The sequence below is a fragment of the Enterococcus sp. M-BR2 genome, from assembly GCF_056612775.1.
On record NZ_CM152743.1, the window covers coordinates 1,152,876 to 1,169,105 of the forward strand.

At 38.8% G+C, this 16,230-nt stretch carries 15 protein-coding genes and 1 riboswitch; of the genes, 1 reads left to right on the top strand and 14 read right to left on the bottom strand.

Annotated elements, in window-relative coordinates:
* The first annotated feature begins 5 nt into the window (after positions 1–5).
* Complete coding sequence (locus tag AC1F25_RS05610) at positions 6–227, top strand: ferredoxin (protein WP_002309599.1); 222 nt, start codon at positions 6–8, stop codon at positions 225–227.
* Between the two features lie 161 nt (positions 228–388).
* On the opposite strand, the gene AC1F25_RS05615 is transcribed toward AC1F25_RS05610, so the two are convergent.
* From AC1F25_RS05615 to dnaG, 14 genes are all read right to left on the bottom strand, one after another.
* Positions 389–1,126, bottom strand: a complete 738-nt coding sequence (locus AC1F25_RS05615; protein WP_002334997.1) for an alpha/beta hydrolase — start codon at positions 1,124–1,126, stop codon at positions 389–391.
* 153 nt (positions 1,127–1,279) lie between these two features.
* The gene (locus tag AC1F25_RS05620) at positions 1,280–2,620 is read right to left on the bottom strand and encodes a M20 family metallopeptidase (RefSeq protein ID WP_002309602.1); all 1,341 of its coding nucleotides are present in this window, start codon (positions 2,618–2,620) and stop codon (positions 1,280–1,282) included.
* 236 nt (positions 2,621–2,856) lie between these two features.
* Positions 2,857–4,380 (bottom strand): YfcC family protein, encoded by a 1,524-nt coding sequence (locus AC1F25_RS05625; protein ID WP_002290168.1) that lies wholly within the window; start codon positions 4,378–4,380, stop codon positions 2,857–2,859.
* Positions 4,381–4,757: 377 nt separating this feature from the next.
* Positions 4,758–5,369, bottom strand: a complete 612-nt coding sequence (locus tag AC1F25_RS05630; protein WP_002309605.1) for an ECF transporter S component — start codon at positions 5,367–5,369, stop codon at positions 4,758–4,760.
* Between the two features lie 123 nt (positions 5,370–5,492).
* Positions 5,493–5,617, bottom strand: a riboswitch (FMN riboswitch).
* Between the two features lie 81 nt (positions 5,618–5,698).
* Entirely contained in the window at positions 5,699–6,415 is a 717-nt protein-coding gene (locus AC1F25_RS05635; protein ID WP_002313886.1) for a pseudouridine synthase, read from the bottom strand.
* Complete coding sequence (scpB, locus tag AC1F25_RS05640) at positions 6,416–6,991, bottom strand: SMC-Scp complex subunit ScpB (RefSeq protein WP_002309607.1); 576 nt, start codon at positions 6,989–6,991, stop codon at positions 6,416–6,418.
* A complete protein-coding gene (locus tag AC1F25_RS05645) occupies positions 6,975–7,745 on the bottom strand; it encodes a segregation/condensation protein A (protein ID WP_301178618.1) in 771 nt (256 codons plus the stop codon). The genes scpB and AC1F25_RS05645 overlap by 17 nt, the downstream gene beginning before the upstream one ends.
* A complete protein-coding gene (locus AC1F25_RS05650; RefSeq protein ID WP_002290158.1) occupies positions 7,742–8,113 on the bottom strand; it encodes a GNAT family N-acetyltransferase in 372 nt (123 codons plus the stop codon). Before AC1F25_RS05650 ends, AC1F25_RS05645 begins: the two co-directional genes overlap by 4 nt.
* Positions 8,114–8,131: 18 nt before the next feature.
* Positions 8,132–9,019: a site-specific tyrosine recombinase XerD gene (xerD, locus tag AC1F25_RS05655; protein ID WP_002309610.1), complete on the bottom strand. Its 888-nt coding sequence runs from the start codon at positions 9,017–9,019 to the stop codon at positions 8,132–8,134.
* Between the two features lie 95 nt (positions 9,020–9,114).
* A complete protein-coding gene (gene fur / locus AC1F25_RS05660; RefSeq protein ID WP_002290152.1) occupies positions 9,115–9,588 on the bottom strand; it encodes a ferric iron uptake transcriptional regulator in 474 nt (157 codons plus the stop codon).
* Positions 9,589–9,692: 104 nt separating this feature from the next.
* Positions 9,693–10,556: a virulence factor B family protein gene (locus AC1F25_RS05665; RefSeq protein WP_002290150.1), complete on the bottom strand. Its 864-nt coding sequence runs from the start codon at positions 10,554–10,556 to the stop codon at positions 9,693–9,695.
* Positions 10,557–10,838: 282 nt separating this feature from the next.
* A complete protein-coding gene (locus AC1F25_RS05670) occupies positions 10,839–12,944 on the bottom strand; it encodes a cell division site-positioning protein MapZ family protein (RefSeq protein WP_479987283.1) in 2,106 nt (701 codons plus the stop codon).
* 216 nt (positions 12,945–13,160) lie between these two features.
* A complete protein-coding gene (gene rpoD / locus AC1F25_RS05675; RefSeq protein WP_002290142.1) occupies positions 13,161–14,270 on the bottom strand; it encodes an RNA polymerase sigma factor RpoD in 1,110 nt (369 codons plus the stop codon).
* A 23-nt stretch (positions 14,271–14,293) separates the two neighbouring features.
* Positions 14,294–16,135 (bottom strand): DNA primase, encoded by a 1,842-nt coding sequence (gene dnaG / locus AC1F25_RS05680; protein ID WP_002320677.1) that lies wholly within the window; start codon positions 16,133–16,135, stop codon positions 14,294–14,296.
* Positions 16,136–16,230: the final 95 nt, after the last annotated feature.

A 16,230-nucleotide genomic window follows, 5' to 3' on the forward strand; every position in this document is an offset into this window, starting at 1 on the left:
TAGAAATGTCACTACTATGTAAACTTGTACCTGAACGCTGTATTGCATGCGGTCTTTGCCAAATCGAAGCGCCGGATATTTTCGATTATGATGAAGAAGGAATCGTTTTATTTGCCCAAGAACCAGAGGCTCATCAACAGTTCGTCATGCCGGAAGAAGAAGCGTATGTAAGAAAAGCGTATCAAAAATGTCCAGTTCGGGCGATTTTATTAGAAAACAAAATTTAAGTCAAACTAAGCTTTAAAAATGAACACTAGATTTTCTAAACTTGAAAATAAGCCGGGATCTGTTTCTCCCATTCCGTGAAATCCCGACTTATTTTGAAAGTTATATTTATTATCTATTTATTTGACTTGTTTTTTCATAGACCCTATAGGACCCATTTCGGTTATTTCAACTTTTTCAGCCAGTTTTCCAATGTATTGACAATCACAGTTTGCTGATCTGCGTTAGAAATTTCTGCTTCTCCATCTCCTTTTTGCTCACCATAGCTACCAAAGCCTCCGTGGTTCCCGCCGTTGATTGATACATACTCTGTTCTTTCTGGTAAGTACTGCTTGGCTTCTTCATAAGCTTTCTGATTCAATACCTTATCTTTAGTTGCTGTAATGGATAAAACTGGGACAGCTGATTCTTTCAATGTTCCTTTTTTATCGGGATAGCTTGCCATGAAGAATACCCCTTTTAAATGACTGTCTGAATGATTCTTATTCGCATATCGACTTGCCATGACACCGCCTAAAGAGTGACCACCGATCACATAATCGGAATCCGGAAAATCTTCTTTGATCTTATCCGCTTTGTTTCCACCTATCACTGCTAGATCAAGAGGCATTTTGACAATAGCAACTGAGTAGCCGTTTTTTGCTAAATCTTGCGCCCAAATACTATAACTTTCTGGGTCTATGAGAGCACCAGGATAAAAAATAAGTAATGGAGACTTTGCCTGGTTCTTTTTCTCTCCTTCAAAAAACAAATAATCTTCTTTGTTTCTTCCTTCTTTTACCACCTTTTGTGCTTCTGACGATGGTTCGTACGTATTTTGCTGTATATAGTAATAACCGCCTCCGCCAAGTAATCCTAAAATAATGACTAAGCCAATTAGTATTCGTCTAAATATTTTCAATTTCTCCCACCTTTTCTATCTGAGTTTATACCTTCTTCTCAATCAAGTATGATTATACCTTAAAAAAAATAAGAGAAAAATGCAAACTTTCCAGCACCAAATAAAAAAGACGGAATATCCATTTGAATATCCGCCTTTTTATATGATTATTTTTTATTTAGCGCACAAACGATACACTGCTTCTGCATAAATTTCCATTGCTTTATACATACTGCTTAATTCCCATCGTTCATTTGCCTGATGCATGAAGTCAGGAGTATCAGGGAACATCGCACCGAATGCCACACACTGGTTCATCGTACGGGCAAAGGTAGCGCCACCTGATACAAATGGTTCAGTCATGTCTCCAGTAATCTCGCGATATGTCCCCAATAGGTTTTTCACTAACTCACTATCCAATGGCACGTATAATGAATCTAGGAAGTCAAACTCTTCATAAGACAACTCATATTTTTCTGCTGTTTTCGTTAATTTAGCTACTAAATCCTCTTTTTTGAATGTCACAGGAATTCTCATATCTACACCGATTTTTGTTTGTTCTGGTGTGATTTCCAAACTTGCAAAGTTCATCGTTAGCTCACCAGATTGTTCATCTTCTGTCTTGCCCACGACTGCTTCACCAGTTGCATTTTCTTGAACTAATTTTCCTAAGAAATTGATTGGGCCAAAATCGAATACTTCTGAAAGAGCGATTGCCAGACGAGAAATAGCATTCACTCCTTGTGCGGCATCTTTCGCGTGGATACTTTTACCAAGAACGACGATTCCTTCGCCTTGTTCTTCGAAATCGAATCCGTGTTTTTTCAATGCTTCTTTTACTTCAGAAATCTTTTCACCAGAATAAGGAGCTGCATCAGGAACAACATTCAGCGCCCCGCCAGCTTTTACAGAAAAATCGTTCGTTCCAGGGCCTGTCAAGTAAGCTTGTAATAAGCCTTTTTCCGCATAAATTAAAGGGAATTCAGCGTCTGGCGCAAATCCTTGCGTAATGCCTTCTTCTTTTTCGTTATATTTTTCTAAACAACGCCACAAATTTTCTTCATCTGTACCAAAGATAAAACGAATACGTGTTTTGAATTCCACGCCAGCGTCCATCAAAGCTTTTACAGCATACATTGCCGCAATGGAAGGACCTTTGTCATCTTGGGAGCCACGACCAACTAACCAGCCATCTTTTACGGTTGGATCGAATGGTTTCGTTTCCCAATTGTTTTCGTCGCCTGCCGGAACAACATCCATATGACACAAGATACCGAATAATTCATCTCCTGAGCCAATCTCTGAATAACCGTAATAGCCTTCTGGATCTTTAAATGTTCTAAATCCTAGCTTTTCACTGATTTCCAATACTTTGTCTAAAGCTTCAATCACTTTTTTACCGAAGGGGTGTCCTTTCCCTGAATCTGCTTCATCTAGTACGGAAGGGATACGGATCAATTCGCTCAATGATTCTAATGCTTGTTCATGATGTTGTTCTGTCACAAATTGTTTCATGATTTTAACCTCCTAATATGTTAAAAAGGGTTATGTCAAATGCCTCCGACACAACCTCTTCTTCTCTAATAATGACGTTTTAAGCCTGCTCCATCAGCAAGCAGAATGTTCTTAACAAATGATGAAAGAAAAAACACTCACTGAATGGAGCAATCGACTTATCCACGTGCTTATCGATAGCCGTATATCGGTTTCTTCACTCTTATGATAGACCTTGTACCTGTATTTGTCTAGGTTTAGAACATTGCTGCTACACCTAGGATCACACAGATGGCTACAAATAATATCGCAATTAATTTACCAGTAAATTTCCACCATACTGAAACATCGAAACGAGCAATCGCTACAGCACCCATTACGATAGCTGATGTTGGTGTAATCAAGTTTACTAAGCCAGACGCAGATTGATAAGCAGTGATAACTAAATCCTTCCCTACACCGGCAAATTCACCCATAGGTCCCATGATTCCCATTGTTGCAGCAGCTAAGCCAGAAGTTGAAGGAATCAAGAATGACATAGGAATATAGAAAATAAATGTAATGATGATGAATACACTTGAAGATAATGAACTTAATCCTTGTTCGCCCCAGTGTAAGATAGTGTCTGTAATCAACCCGTTGTTCATAACTACTTGGATACCACGAGCAACAGCTACTACGATAGCTACACCAATCAAGTCAGAAGCACCAGCTAAAAATTCAGAGACGAATTCAGATTCTTTCATACCATACGTGATTGCTACGACGATTGACATGACTAAGAACAACATAGTAATTTCTGGGAAGTACCAGTCACCTAGTGGAAGCATGCTTTTACCTAAAACAGTACCTAGTACTGGAAGATTTGTTAACCAGTTTGTCAACGATTCAAAAATTGTGAAATTCGCATTCAAGGTTGTCCAAGGAATCAAACTGATGATCATGATACCAAAAGTAATGAAGAACAATACATTTACATGTTTTTGTTTTTTCGTGATTACTTCTTGGCGACCGATTGCTTCGATATCGAAATGTTTCATATCTTCTTTACGTTGATTGTATACTAATGATTTTGTTGGATCTTTTTCGATTTTTGATGCATAGCGATACACATATACAATAGAAATAGCTAACAAAATAACGAACATCAAGAATCGAAGACCAATACCTTCACCCATCGAAATCCCAACAGCTTGTGAAGCTACGCCTGTTGCGAAAGGATTGACCGTTGAAGCTAAACAACCTACTTGAGACCCTACTAATACGATGGCTACTGCTACCACTGTATCAAAGCCTACTGCCATCATAACTGGGATCAGTAAAGCATAGAACGGAATCGTTTCTTCTGCCATTCCATAAGTAGATCCGCCTAATGCAAATAACAGCATCAATACTGGAATAAGCATTTTTTCTTTTCCTTTGAATTTCTTCACAACTGAAGCGATTCCGGCATCTAGTGCACCTGTTTTGTTGATAATACCTAAAAATCCACCAACAACTAAAATGAAGAAAGAGATTGGGATTGCAGCAGGTGTTTCTTTAGTTAGCTCCCCCGCTGGTACACCTAGCATCCCATTGATTGGCGCCATGAAAATATCCCACAGCCCTTGAGGATTTTGTTGTACTCGTTCATATGATCCAGCGACAATGTTGCCTGCATCGTCTACACTATAGTGCCCAGCTGGTATAAACCAAGTAAGTACAGCGATTACTGCAATAATAATGAATAAGACCGTATACGCTGAAGGCATTTGAAATTTTTTCTTCTTTGTTTGTTCCATCTTCTTCTTCCTTTCTTTTCCGTTAGAGACATCATTTTTGGCTCTAATGTTATTTTATCAAAAAGAGTACCAGAACAAAAATAATAACACGCATTTTATAAAACTTTTGTTCAAAAAGTTCGTTTTTTCCTATTTCCTCCCCCTTCTCTTAGGTTTTTAAAGCTTTCTTCATTTTTATTGTAGCGTTTCCTTTTTTATATAAACAAACATTTCCGTCTTTTAAAAGGAGAAGGATTTCACATTTCAAAAGAACCAATTGATTTTTATGCATAAATAAAAAAAATACTCAAAACAGACAAATAAAACGTTTACAATATTGCATGTATTGTATTTTTTTCCAAAAAAAAAGATCAAGAATTTCTTGATCTTTTTGACATTTATTTAACTGCTGTATGACGTTGTTCCAACTGATGTTGTTTTCGACTTAACCATGGAAGAAGTTGCGCATGTAGCACTAAAAAGACAGCACTCACGATGAATCCTTTGATTAAGTTGAAAGGAACAATCCCAATCAATACATAATTTGCTAAAGACATCCCCAACATCTGTGTCGCGTTCAGTCCTAAAAACATTAAGTAAAGAGGCGTAATAACGAAATAATTCGCGATACTCATGAAAATAGTCAGAGCAATCGTTCCTGTAATCACACCTAAAAATTTATTTCTTCCTTTATGCTGTTTCTTTACACTAAAGAAGTAATAAATCGGAAAGGTAAAGATCGTTGTTGATAAGAAACTAGCTGTGTCTCCCACTAGGTTATCTGGAGAAAAACCTGTAGTCAGCAGATGTAATACTGAACGCAAGAACGCTGTTGCTACTCCGGCCGCTGGACCGAATAAGAACATACTGATCAATACCGGGATATCACTAAAATCAATCTTCAAAAAACTAAAAGCCGGCATGATCGGAAAAGCAAAATACTGTAAAACTAATGCGATCGCAGCAAACATCGCTACTGCAACCATTTTCTGTACACGGGTGTTCTTCATTTGAAATCCTCCTGTTAGGACTCCTCTTCAGCGAACTTTTTGACGTTTCTCTCCAAATGAAAAAACTCTATTTTCCAGGGAAAATAGAGTTAGAGTTATTTGATCAAGTGTGCGTCAAATAAGCCCTATCTTCTTTATCCAGACTATACTGTCGGTATCGGAATTTCACCGATTCAGCTATTTTTTGCAAAATAGGTCGTGGACTATAACCACCGGTCGGGAATTTCACCCTGCCCCTGAAGACGAACCTTATATAAATTTTGTTTACATATTCATTATACATATCTCTTCAAAAAACGCAACATTTAACACTTATAAAAAGTAAGTGTTTATTTTGAATGGTTCAATAAGCTGCTGACTTCTTTTTTGTTCAATTCACGATAATCCCCAGGGCGTAGACCTTGTAATGTCAAATCACCGTATTTTTCACGTTTTAACTTTTGCACAGGGAGCCCAACTGCTTGAAGCATATTTTTCACTTGATGATTCCGTCCTTCGTGGATCGTCAATTCCACGATACTGTGATTTGTCTTAGGATCCACTGATAAAATTTGGAATTTAGCTGGAGACGTTTTTCGTCCTTCGATCTTTATTCCTTTTGCCAAAGGTGCAAGCATTGATTTTGTCGCAATCCCTTTTACTTTTGCGACATAAACTTTATCCACTTCATGTTTTGGATGTGTCAGGCGCTGGGCAAAATCTCCATCATTTGTCAGCAGTAAGATACCCGAAGTATCGTAATCCAGTCGACCTACGGGGTAAATTCGTTCTTTTACCATCGGCAGAAGGTCCGTAACGACTTTTCTTCCTTTGTCATCTGCTACAGCAGAAATGACTCCTTTAGGTTTGTATAATAAATAATAACCGTATTCTTCTTGATAAATTGGCACTTCATCCACTTCCACAGTGTCATGTTTTCCAACTTTTATCCCTAATTCTCTTACAACTTGTCCGTTTACTTTTACACGTCCTGCAAGGATAAATTCTTCTGCTTTTCGACGAGAAGTAATGCCAGCGTGGGCAATTACTTTTTGTAATCTCTCCATTTACAATTGTTCTCCTTTATTCATTCCATCAAAGAATAGATCTGGTGACACATCTTCTTCAAGTGAAATTTCCATTTCTTGTGTATCAGGCAGTTCCTCTAATGATTTCAGCCCAAAATAATCCAAGAAGTAACCAGTTGTTCCATATAATATCGGTCGACCTGGTCCTTCTACTCTGCCTTTTTCTTCAATCAGTTTATGAGCAGCCAGACGCTGTACCGCTCCTGAAACCTGAACGCCTCGAATCTGCTCGATCTCAGCTCGTGTGATTGGTTGTTTATAGGCAATGATTGCTAAAGTCTCGACAGCGGCTTGAGATAACGTGTTCGATGTTCCTTGCGCATATCGCTTGAGCAATGGCGCTAGCTCTTTTTTAGTCGTTAATACATAATGGCTTTCCGTTTCAAAAATATGCAAAGCTGAGTGCGGGTTTTGAGCGTAAGAGTCTCTTAATTCTTTCACTAAATTTGCGACTTCTGCTTCACTGAGATTCAACAGTCCGCTTAATTCTTCATTACTGATTCCTTCCTCGCCAACAATAAAAAGAAGGGCTTCAAGTTCACTTAATTTCGTCATGTTCGGTATCTCCTACTGCTAGATAAAGCATAATTGATTCATAGTTTTCTTTTTGTTGCGCAATAATCTGTCCTTTTTTCATCAACTCTAGCAAAGCCATAAAAGTAGTGACAACTTCACTTTTGGAAGGCGACTCAAAAAAAGAGTCGAAGGTACAGCCATGCGTGTTTCTTTTTATACGCTCTTCGATAAAGATCATTCGTTCTTCGATCGTTGTATCATCCGGCGTGATCGTTTTTTCCACTTTTTGAGAAAATTTCTTACGTTCCAAAATTTTCTGCATGGCACGGATCAAATCGATTTTTTTGACTTGTCCTCGCTTCAACGGCTTTTCAACATCCGCCAATCCATCGATGTTCATAGGGTCTTTTGTGTAATAAAGACTTCGTTCCTCTGCTTTTTCTGTTAATTTTTCAGCCGCATACTTATACTTACGGTATTCTAAAAGCTGAGTGACCAATTCTTCTCGAGGATCTTCTTCCCATAGTTCTTCATCATCTGTAACAAACTCTTGGATAGGGAGCAACGTCTTACTTTTGATTGCCATCAATGTAGCAGCCATCACTAGGTATTCTCCTGCAACAGCTAGCTCTAATGTTTTCATTGTATGGATATAATTCATATATTGCTCTGTGATCGTAGCAATTGGTATATCATATATATCGATTTCCATTTGCTGAATCAGATGAAGCAGCAGATCGAGAGGTCCCTCGAATACATCTAATTTAATATTGATCTCCGTCAACTCATTCACTCTTTCTTCTTTTTCTTTGCTAGCCACTTTCCAATATAAGGCTCTGTGATTTCAGTTGCACGGATGGAGACATCCGGATACTTTTCTTGTAATTCATCTAACATTTGGAAGCCCATATTCTCACCACGATAAGATGGATTCAAAGAAATGTCATGGATGATCAGCTGATCGTTCGTTGCCCAATAAACACCAATGATTCCTTGAATGTTGGTCGAACCTTCTGGCGTAAAGAAAAAAAGTTCATAATCATCTTCAGATTCGTACGTATCTATCTCCTTCAACAAAGAAGACTTACCTGTCAGCTTCTTATGGAAACTCAACAGTCCCATAGCAATTTTACGGTTTTCTTTTCGGTAATGTGTTAACATCTTCTCACCTTCCTATGACTAAGCCCTTGGAAAATGCTGCTTATAAACATCTGTCATCCTTTTTTTCGTGATATGTGTATAAATCTGTGTCGTAGAGATATCCGCGTGACCTAACAATTCTTGTACTGTCCGCAAATCTGCTCCGTTTTCTAGCAAGTGGGTGGCAAAGCTGTGCCGCAGCGTATGCGGCGTTACTTCTTTGTAAATCCCAGCCTCTCTTACTAGCTGTTTCAGATTTTTCCAGATTCCTTGCCGGGAAAGACCTTTTCCGTGATTATTGACAAATACATGCATTTCAGATGCGTCCTTTACAAGTAACGGACGTGCTTCGTCTAAGTAGCGTTCCAGCCATTGGATCGCATAATCACCTAAAGGAATAATCCGCTCTTTATCTCCTTTACCGACTGTCTGTACCAGCCCAAGAGAAAGATGAAGATCTCCCAATTTCAATCCAATCAATTCACTGACGCGCATCCCAGTAGCATACATGACTTCTAAGATTGCACGATCTCTTATCCCTAACGTTTTTGTCGTATCAGGTGCTTCAATCAGCTTTTCTACTTCTGCCAGCGTCAATGTACTTGGTAATTTCTGCGCTTTCTTTGGCGTATCGATATGCTGCATTGGATCATGATCCGTAACACGCTCTTGTCGTAAAAACTGATGGAATCTTCTGAGGCTTGAGATCATCCGCGTAACGGTTGCTGTCGCTTTTTTTTCTTCATGCAGTTTTTCCAGAAAACGGATGACTAAAAAACGATCGACATCTTGCCATGAAGCAACTTTCTGCTCTTCTAGAAAATGCAAGTATTGTTCCAAATCACGTTCATAGCTTTGACGTGTATTGGCGGATAATCCCCGTTCAATATTCAAGTAGTGGAGATAATCGTTGATTTGCTCTTTCATAATAATCCCCCTCATGCCTCTCTATCATATCAGATACCGCTTCATTCTGATAGTCTTTTTCCATAATCTGAGCAAAGAAAAAGCCGTCTAGACACTCAGACGGACTGGTTTCTTTTTTCTTTTTCATAACATTCCTGACAGATTCCATGGAACGTCAGCCGATGATCTTTTACTAAAAAATGATAACGTTCTTCTACTACTTGCTCCACTTCAAGTAAAAGATCCTCTTCTACTTCCTCGATCGTGCCGCAGTTCAAGCATAGTAAATGATGATGGAAATGTTTGGCGCCTTCTTTTCTCAAATCATAACGGGCTAATCCATCATTAAAACTTACTTTATCGACAATTTTTAATTCTGTCAAGATTTCAAGGGTTCTATAAACAGTAGCAAGTCCAATTTCTGGACTCTTTTTTTTCACTAAAAAGAAGATCTCTTCTGCAGACAAATGCTCTTTCTCATTCTCCAAAAGCACAAGCAGGGTAGCTTCTCTTTGCGGTGTCAGCTTGAACCCCGATTCATGTAGCTGCTGTTTTGTTTTTTTCATCGCCGAAATAGCATTCATGACCATTTACTCAACCCCAACAATTTATAATAATTACAATTTAGAAAAACAATAGCACTGTGTTAATTAAAATTATTATAAGCTAGTTAAGAAAAACATGCAAGGGATTCTCAATTAGATTTTTTGACTAATTTTGTCACACCATTTTCTTGTTTAATCAGTCCTTGTTTCAAAAGATTGCCTAATGCTCGCTTAAAAGCACCTTTGCTGATGCCGAAAGCTTTCATGATGTCTTCTGGATCTGATTTATCTGTAAAGTTGATTTGCTGATCTGCAGAACGTTCTAAAATGGTTAAAATCATTTGTGCATCATCTGATATTGCTTCATACGCTCTTGGTTTCAATGAAAGATTCAGTACACCATCTGGTCGGACACCGATCACACGCCCTTTTACCTGCTCGCCTAGTCGAGGTTCGTTATATCGTTCAGAAGGATGGATAAACCCAAGATAGAAATCTTCAGTCAAAACATATGTACCTGTTAATTTCAAACGGTAGGCTGTTCCTATCACATCTTTGTTTTTCATTTCTTCTGTTCCATACTTGCTTAAAGATTTGAATATTTTTTCGTCTGCTAAGCTCCCCCAAACACGGTCCTTTGCGTCAACTCTAAGGGAAATCATCAAACGATCTCCCTTTTTAGGCCACAGCTCTGTCATGGTCGGTAATTCATCAAGAGATACGACAAAGTCTTTATCTGGAAGACCGATATCGACAAATGCCCCTAAATCCTTTCGTGTAGCAGTAACGATTCCAAATGCATAGTGACCGATGCGACTTTTTGGAATTTGTGTAGTGATCCGGTTTTCATGTTTTTGATTTTGGTAGCCGAATCCTTCCACTGCCTCACCGATTTTGTGCTCGCCCTCTGATTTGCTTAAGCCAAAGGTTTGCCCATTTTTTTGGACAAAGTAATTTTTTTCATTTTCATCAATAATAATACCTGTAAATATAGTTGCTAATAAATCGTTCATTTTTTTCTCCCTCTATAGTGAAAGGTTTTCTTAATACATTTCTTTGCTATCATAACATAATGTTATCTACTTGAATAGCTGAGCCTTGCTTTGGAAAGGTGAAAAAAGGAGTATGACGACAGTTGTGTCATACTCCCCTTTTTCGAATAAACGATGTTCACCTGCCAACTCTTCGGTTTCAAGTCACACTATTCATCAAACATGAGAAGCTGTTTTTTGAAATTGTTCCTTGTGACTCAGAGTGAAACGGCAGGCTCACAACCTCTTTCGTTTTAGCTAAAACTAATTGCTCCCATTTCCTCCGAACCACCCAGTTTTACAGTTGATCGTTACGATATAAAATGGCAACGCACTTTCTCCAATGCCTTTCATCAATGCAGATTTTGTTGAAGTGGCATATAGATTGTAATAGCCTTCCCCATTTTCGATTCTGGCTTTTTCTAATCTGTATCCTCCTTCAACGATATATCCACGTTGGATACATGTAGCAATCACTTTGCTTTGGACACCTGGTGCCCACGTCCATGCTGGATTAGATGCATCGGCAATATCACTTGCTCTGGCAGATTTGATTGGCTGATTTGCTGAGTTTGAAGAGGACGGGGTCGAGGATGCCGCTTCTTGCTGTGCTGCTTGTGCGACCGCAGCTTGTTGAGCGGCTTGAGCGGCAGCTTGTTGAGCGGCTTGTTTTGCTTGTTCTTCAGCTGCTTTTTTCGCTTCTTCTGCTTTTTTCTTTTCCTCTTCTTCTTTTTTCTCTTTATCAGTGAGCATCTTATCTACTTGTTTCAACTGTTCATTCAACTGAGCAGATAGATCTGTATTTTTCACCTTTTCTACTGCTTCTTTTGCCGTCTTGTATTGGTCGCGTGTCGCTGAACCCACTACTTTTCCGTCTTTAAAGACTATAGCTGTTTTTTCTTTAGCTGTTTGCAATTCAGCATATTGATTTTTAGCTTCTGTTTGTGCTTGTTGAATCAATTTTCCAAAATCTGTGTTATCCGTTTCGATCGTTTGTATCTCTTTATCTGCTTTCAACTTGATGTCATCTGCTAGATGATCATCGACGATCACAGGAGCTACGAACCATTCATTCACTTTCTGGATATCTTGGATCTTAGATTGGATATCTTGATAAGTTGTTTCTAACTCTGAATATCCTTTTTCATTCTTAAGACTTGATAAATCATTTTTTAGTTTCGATAGATCTTGATGAATCATATCTGCACGAATAAATTGATGGTGATCATCTGTATAAAAGGCAGCAAGTTTCCCGTGAAGGTCTTCCATTTGTCGCTGTCTTTTTGCTTCTGCTGCTACTTCGGCTTCTACTTTTTGATGATGGTCATAATAAGCCCAGCCTCCCCCACCTAGTAGAAGAACTGCTGCTAAAGCGAGATAAGGCACTTTTTTTGATTTTTTCTTTTGTGTCTTATCTAGATCTTTTTTTTCTAGGTTTGATTCTTGAGGCGTTTTTACAGTATTTGGCACGATTGTTGTTGGTTCTGTTTCTGCTTCAATCAGCTCAGGCTGGTTCTCTTCTTTTTCTATTTTAGCTTCAAGAACAGTGCTATCTTCACTTGCAGATTGACTTTCAGCATCGGCTTCATTATTTATACTATCTGACTCTGTTGATTTCTTGTCTGCTTTTTCGAGCATTTCTTTTTTCTCTGCTTCCGGCAACCCATTCGATTTCTCGTCTTCTGATTGTTTTTCAGACAATGTTTCAGTTTTTTCCGGGACATCCGTTTTTAGATCATTCGTTTTTACTGATTCTTTACCTGCAGCGTTTACTCTACTAATGTCTTTTTCAGCGTCTTTTTCAGCGTCATGTTCTGGTTCTACTTTGTTTTCCTGTGCAATTTTTTCACTGATCATTTTGAGCAGCTCTTCCGCGTGCTCTTCCTTTGTATCTTCACGATGTGCTTTGATATAGGCGGATAGTATCGAATTTTCTTCCTCATTCTCGACGATTTCTTTTAGTTCAGCTACTCTTCTTTTTTGTTTTGATTCAAGGGTTTCCTCTTGATTCTTTCCTGATTTTTCCAAAGTCTCATGAACAGTCACTTTCTTCTGTTCCATTTTTTCTTTATTGGCTACTTTATCGTGAGTAGATGATACATCGTCTTCTGGTTCTGTTTTTTCGAATAATTCCATCACAGATTCGAGAGGTAGATCTTTCAATTCCGACCATTCGATTGGATCGTTTAATTCTGTATCAGGAAAGACTGCGTCTTCAGTTGATTTATCCTGCATAGTTTCATCTGCATTTATTTCTTCGATTGTTTCTTTTGTTTGCTGATCTTCTGCAGTTAGTTGATGACCGCAGTCTGGACAGATATTGTTCTCATCCATTTTTTTCGATCCGCAATTTGGACATTTTTTCATCACTTAGCGATCGGCTCCTTTACTAGGTTTACGCTACCATTTAATCTATCATATTCTATACGTCACGCCAATAGCTTATTTTTAGGATTTACTTAAAAATAATGAATAAATTTTTTCCCTATAGAAAAAAAAGCTTGAGACCGCGTAGTCCCAAGCTTTTTTTCTTTTAAAATAAACCAAACCATTTTACTGATTTCTCTTCTGATCAATAGTTCATGCTTATTCTAAGAAGTCTTTTAATTGTTTTGAACGAGAAGGATGGCGTAATTTTCTCAACGCTTTAGCCTCGATCTGACGAATACGTTCCCGAGTAACACCAAATACTTTTCCTACTTCTTCCAGTGTTCTCGTACGTCCATCGTCTAGGCCAAAACGTAAGCGAAGGACATTCTCTTCCCGATCAGTCAATGTATCTAGTACATCTTCCAATTGTTCTTTTAGTAGTTCATATGCTGCGTGTTCTGCTGGACTTGTTGCTTCTTGGTCTTCGATGAAATCACCTAAATGAGAATCATCTTCTTCACCGATTGGCGTTTCAAGAGAAACAGGTTCCTGCGCGATTTTCAAGATTTCGCGGACTTTTTCTGTCGGAAGGTCCATTTCTGCACCGATTTCTTCCGGCGTAGGTTCTCTTCCTAGGTCTTGCAACAATTGACGCTGGATACGAATCAATTTATTGATTGTTTCTACCATGTGAACTGGAATACGGATCGTACGTGCTTGGTCGGCGATTGCACGAGTAATTGCTTGACGAATCCACCATGTAGCATAAGTAGAAAACTTGAACCCTTTGCGATAGTCAAATTTTTCAACTGCCTTCATCAGCCCCATATTTCCTTCTTGGATCAAGTCAAGGAACTGCATGCCTCGCCCTACATAACGTTTAGCGATACTTACTACTAAACGAAGGTTTGCTTCTGCTAAACGCTGTTTTGCTTCTTGGTCGCCTTCTTCGATTTTCAATGCTAACGCTACTTCTTCTTCCGCAGTTAAAAGGGAGACACGGCCAATTTCTTTCAGATACATACGAACCGGGTCATTGATTTTTACACCGGTTGGCGCAGATAGATCTTCTGTTTTTGCCTGTTCAGCTTTTTTCTCAGCACTTTTCAAGCTGTGAATTGATGGATCACCATTTTCATCCACCACACTGATACCTGCGTCTTCAATCTTTTGGATCAATTTGTCCATTTCATCTGCATTCAAAGTGAATGGTGTAGCAAGCTGATTGGATAAATCATCATATACAACTTGTCGTTTGGGTTTGTTTTCTTTGATGAAAGCTGCTACTGCTGCTTCATACTTTTTTTTATCTGTTCCATTTGCCATAAAAGAAGGCCCCCCTTGAGTAGCTATTTGGCTTGTTTTAACTGTTTCGTTAAATTGATGATTTCGATCGTCAATTCAAGCTCAAGCTGTTTGTTCCCAGTACGTCTGGCTTCTTGCTGCATTTGTTTTTTTAATGTTATTTCATCAGCTAAGCCAGATTTGCTGATCACATCTAGCAAGTCTTGGATTTCCCGTGGCGAACTTTCTTCTGCCACCGGTAAATATTCGATCTCCACCACCAACCGCCTTAAATTTTCATCTTGCAAAAAGTCTAAAAACTCTGCAAGGTTGAATTCATAATGTTGTGAGACATATGCATCGAATAAAAAATAAACTTCTGCGTATGCGTCGTGGATAAACTGAAATTCTCGTTCTTTTAAAATATTGCGGACAGAAACTTCTTTAAATGCGCGGTACAACAGAATCTGCTCTGCCTTTTCTACCTGCGTCAACGGTCTCTTCTTCCGTGCAGTTTCTTGTCTCTTGGTCTGCGTATGCTGGTTTTCCTGAGGTTCTTGACGATTTTGCTGATTTGTTCTTCGGAGCTCACGCAATTGTTTTTGTATCGTCTCTCTGCTGACCCGAAACTCTGTGGACAGCTGCGATAAATACATATCTTGTTCAATTGGTGAAACGACTCGGCTAAGTTCAACTAATAATTCTTCAAGGTACTCGATTTTGTCTTTTTCATTTTCTAAATTTTTCCCTTGTTTCAAATAACGTGATTTAAAAGTAAAAACTGTTTCACGCCCATGAGCCACTAATTCTTGAAAAGATGCTTCCCCATACTTACGGAGATATTCATCAGGATCAAGCTTTTCTGGAACGACTACGACCGAAAGTCCTAAACGACTATTTTGCCGAAGCAATTCAATCCCTCGATTGGTTGCTTCAAAACCTGCGTTATCTCCGTCATAACAAAAAACCAGTTCTTTCGTCAGTTTTTCCATTTGCTGGATCTGTTGAGCTGTCAGACTTGTTCCCATGGAAGCTAATCCAGTTTTGATACCAGCCTGCCATGCAGCAATCACATCCATAAAACCTTCGAACAACAAGACTTCTCCATTTTTTCGGATATCGCTTCTTGCTTTATCAAGATTAAATAACACTTGTCTTTTATTGAACAATTCTGTTTCCGGACTGTTCAAATATTTGGGCTGATCTTTTTCCTGCCCTTTTTCAGGTGCAAGCCAGCGTCCTGAAAACCCGATTGTCTGGCCTTGAGGATTACGAAGGGGAAACATCACCCTTTGGTAAAAACGGTCCGACATACGGCCATCATCATGTGCGACAAACAATCCAGAACGTTCTAACAATTCATTTGAGAATGATTCATTCTTGAAGACTTGCTGAAGAAACGAGCGTTCATTAGGTGCAAAGCCGATATTGAATTCTTCAATCAATTCTAAAGACAACCCACGACTTTGCAAATATTCTAAGGCTGGCTGTCCCGCTTTTGTATGCAACAGCATGTGATGATAGATTTCCGCTGCTTTTTCATGAGCAGCAATCAATTTTCCTGTAGCAGATTCAGGATTTTGTACAGCTAACGTTCGCTGACGCCATTGATCTTCCAACGGAATCTGTTCGAAATCTGCTACTTTTATCACTGCTTCTGGAAAACTCAGTCCTTCTAGTTCTTGAAGAAAAGTAAACACGTTTCCGCCCTTACCGCAACCAAAGCAATGAAAGATCTGCTTGTCTTCTGCAACAGAGAAGGATGGTGTGCGTTCTTCATGAAAAGGACACAGCCCTAAGTAGTTTTTACCAGACTTTTTCAATTGGACATATTGTCCAATCACCTCAACGATATTCGTTTGACTGCGTACCGTTTCGATAACTTCTTGAGGAATCCGTTGAGCCATTTTTCCACCCCCTGCTTTATTGATATCTTTTCGTTTTAACAAAAGATATTTCAGGAGAATAACCGGTAAAAAATCGCACTAACTGAAATCAGTGC

Bases quoted from the DNA above. Each gene is read 5' to 3' on its own strand.
- AC1F25_RS05610 (WP_002309599.1), top strand. From the start codon at position 6: ATGTCACTACTATGTAAACTTGTACCTGAACGCTGTATTGCATGCGGT.
- AC1F25_RS05620 (WP_002309602.1), bottom strand. From the start codon at position 2,620: ATGAAACAATTTGTGACAGAACAACATCATGAACAAGCATTAGAATCA.
- AC1F25_RS05625 (WP_002290168.1), bottom strand. From the start codon at position 4,380: ATGGAACAAACAAAGAAGAAAAAATTTCAAATGCCTTCAGCGTATACG.
- AC1F25_RS05630 (WP_002309605.1), bottom strand. From the start codon at position 5,369: ATGAAGAACACCCGTGTACAGAAAATGGTTGCAGTAGCGATGTTTGCT.
- AC1F25_RS05635 (WP_002313886.1), bottom strand. From the start codon at position 6,415: ATGGAGAGATTACAAAAAGTAATTGCCCACGCTGGCATTACTTCTCGT.
- scpB (WP_002309607.1), bottom strand. From the start codon at position 6,991: ATGACGAAATTAAGTGAACTTGAAGCCCTTCTTTTTATTGTTGGCGAG.
- AC1F25_RS05650 (WP_002290158.1), bottom strand. From the start codon at position 8,113: ATGTTAACACATTACCGAAAAGAAAACCGTAAAATTGCTATGGGACTG.
- xerD (WP_002309610.1), bottom strand. From the start codon at position 9,019: ATGAAAGAGCAAATCAACGATTATCTCCACTACTTGAATATTGAACGG.
- fur (WP_002290152.1), bottom strand. From the start codon at position 9,588: ATGGTCATGAATGCTATTTCGGCGATGAAAAAAACAAAACAGCAGCTA.
- AC1F25_RS05665 (WP_002290150.1), bottom strand. From the start codon at position 10,556: ATGAACGATTTATTAGCAACTATATTTACAGGTATTATTATTGATGAA.
- rpoD (WP_002290142.1), bottom strand. From the start codon at position 14,270: ATGGCAAATGGAACAGATAAAAAAAAGTATGAAGCAGCAGTAGCAGCT.
- dnaG (WP_002320677.1), bottom strand. From the start codon at position 16,135: ATGGCTCAACGGATTCCTCAAGAAGTTATCGAAACGGTACGCAGTCAA.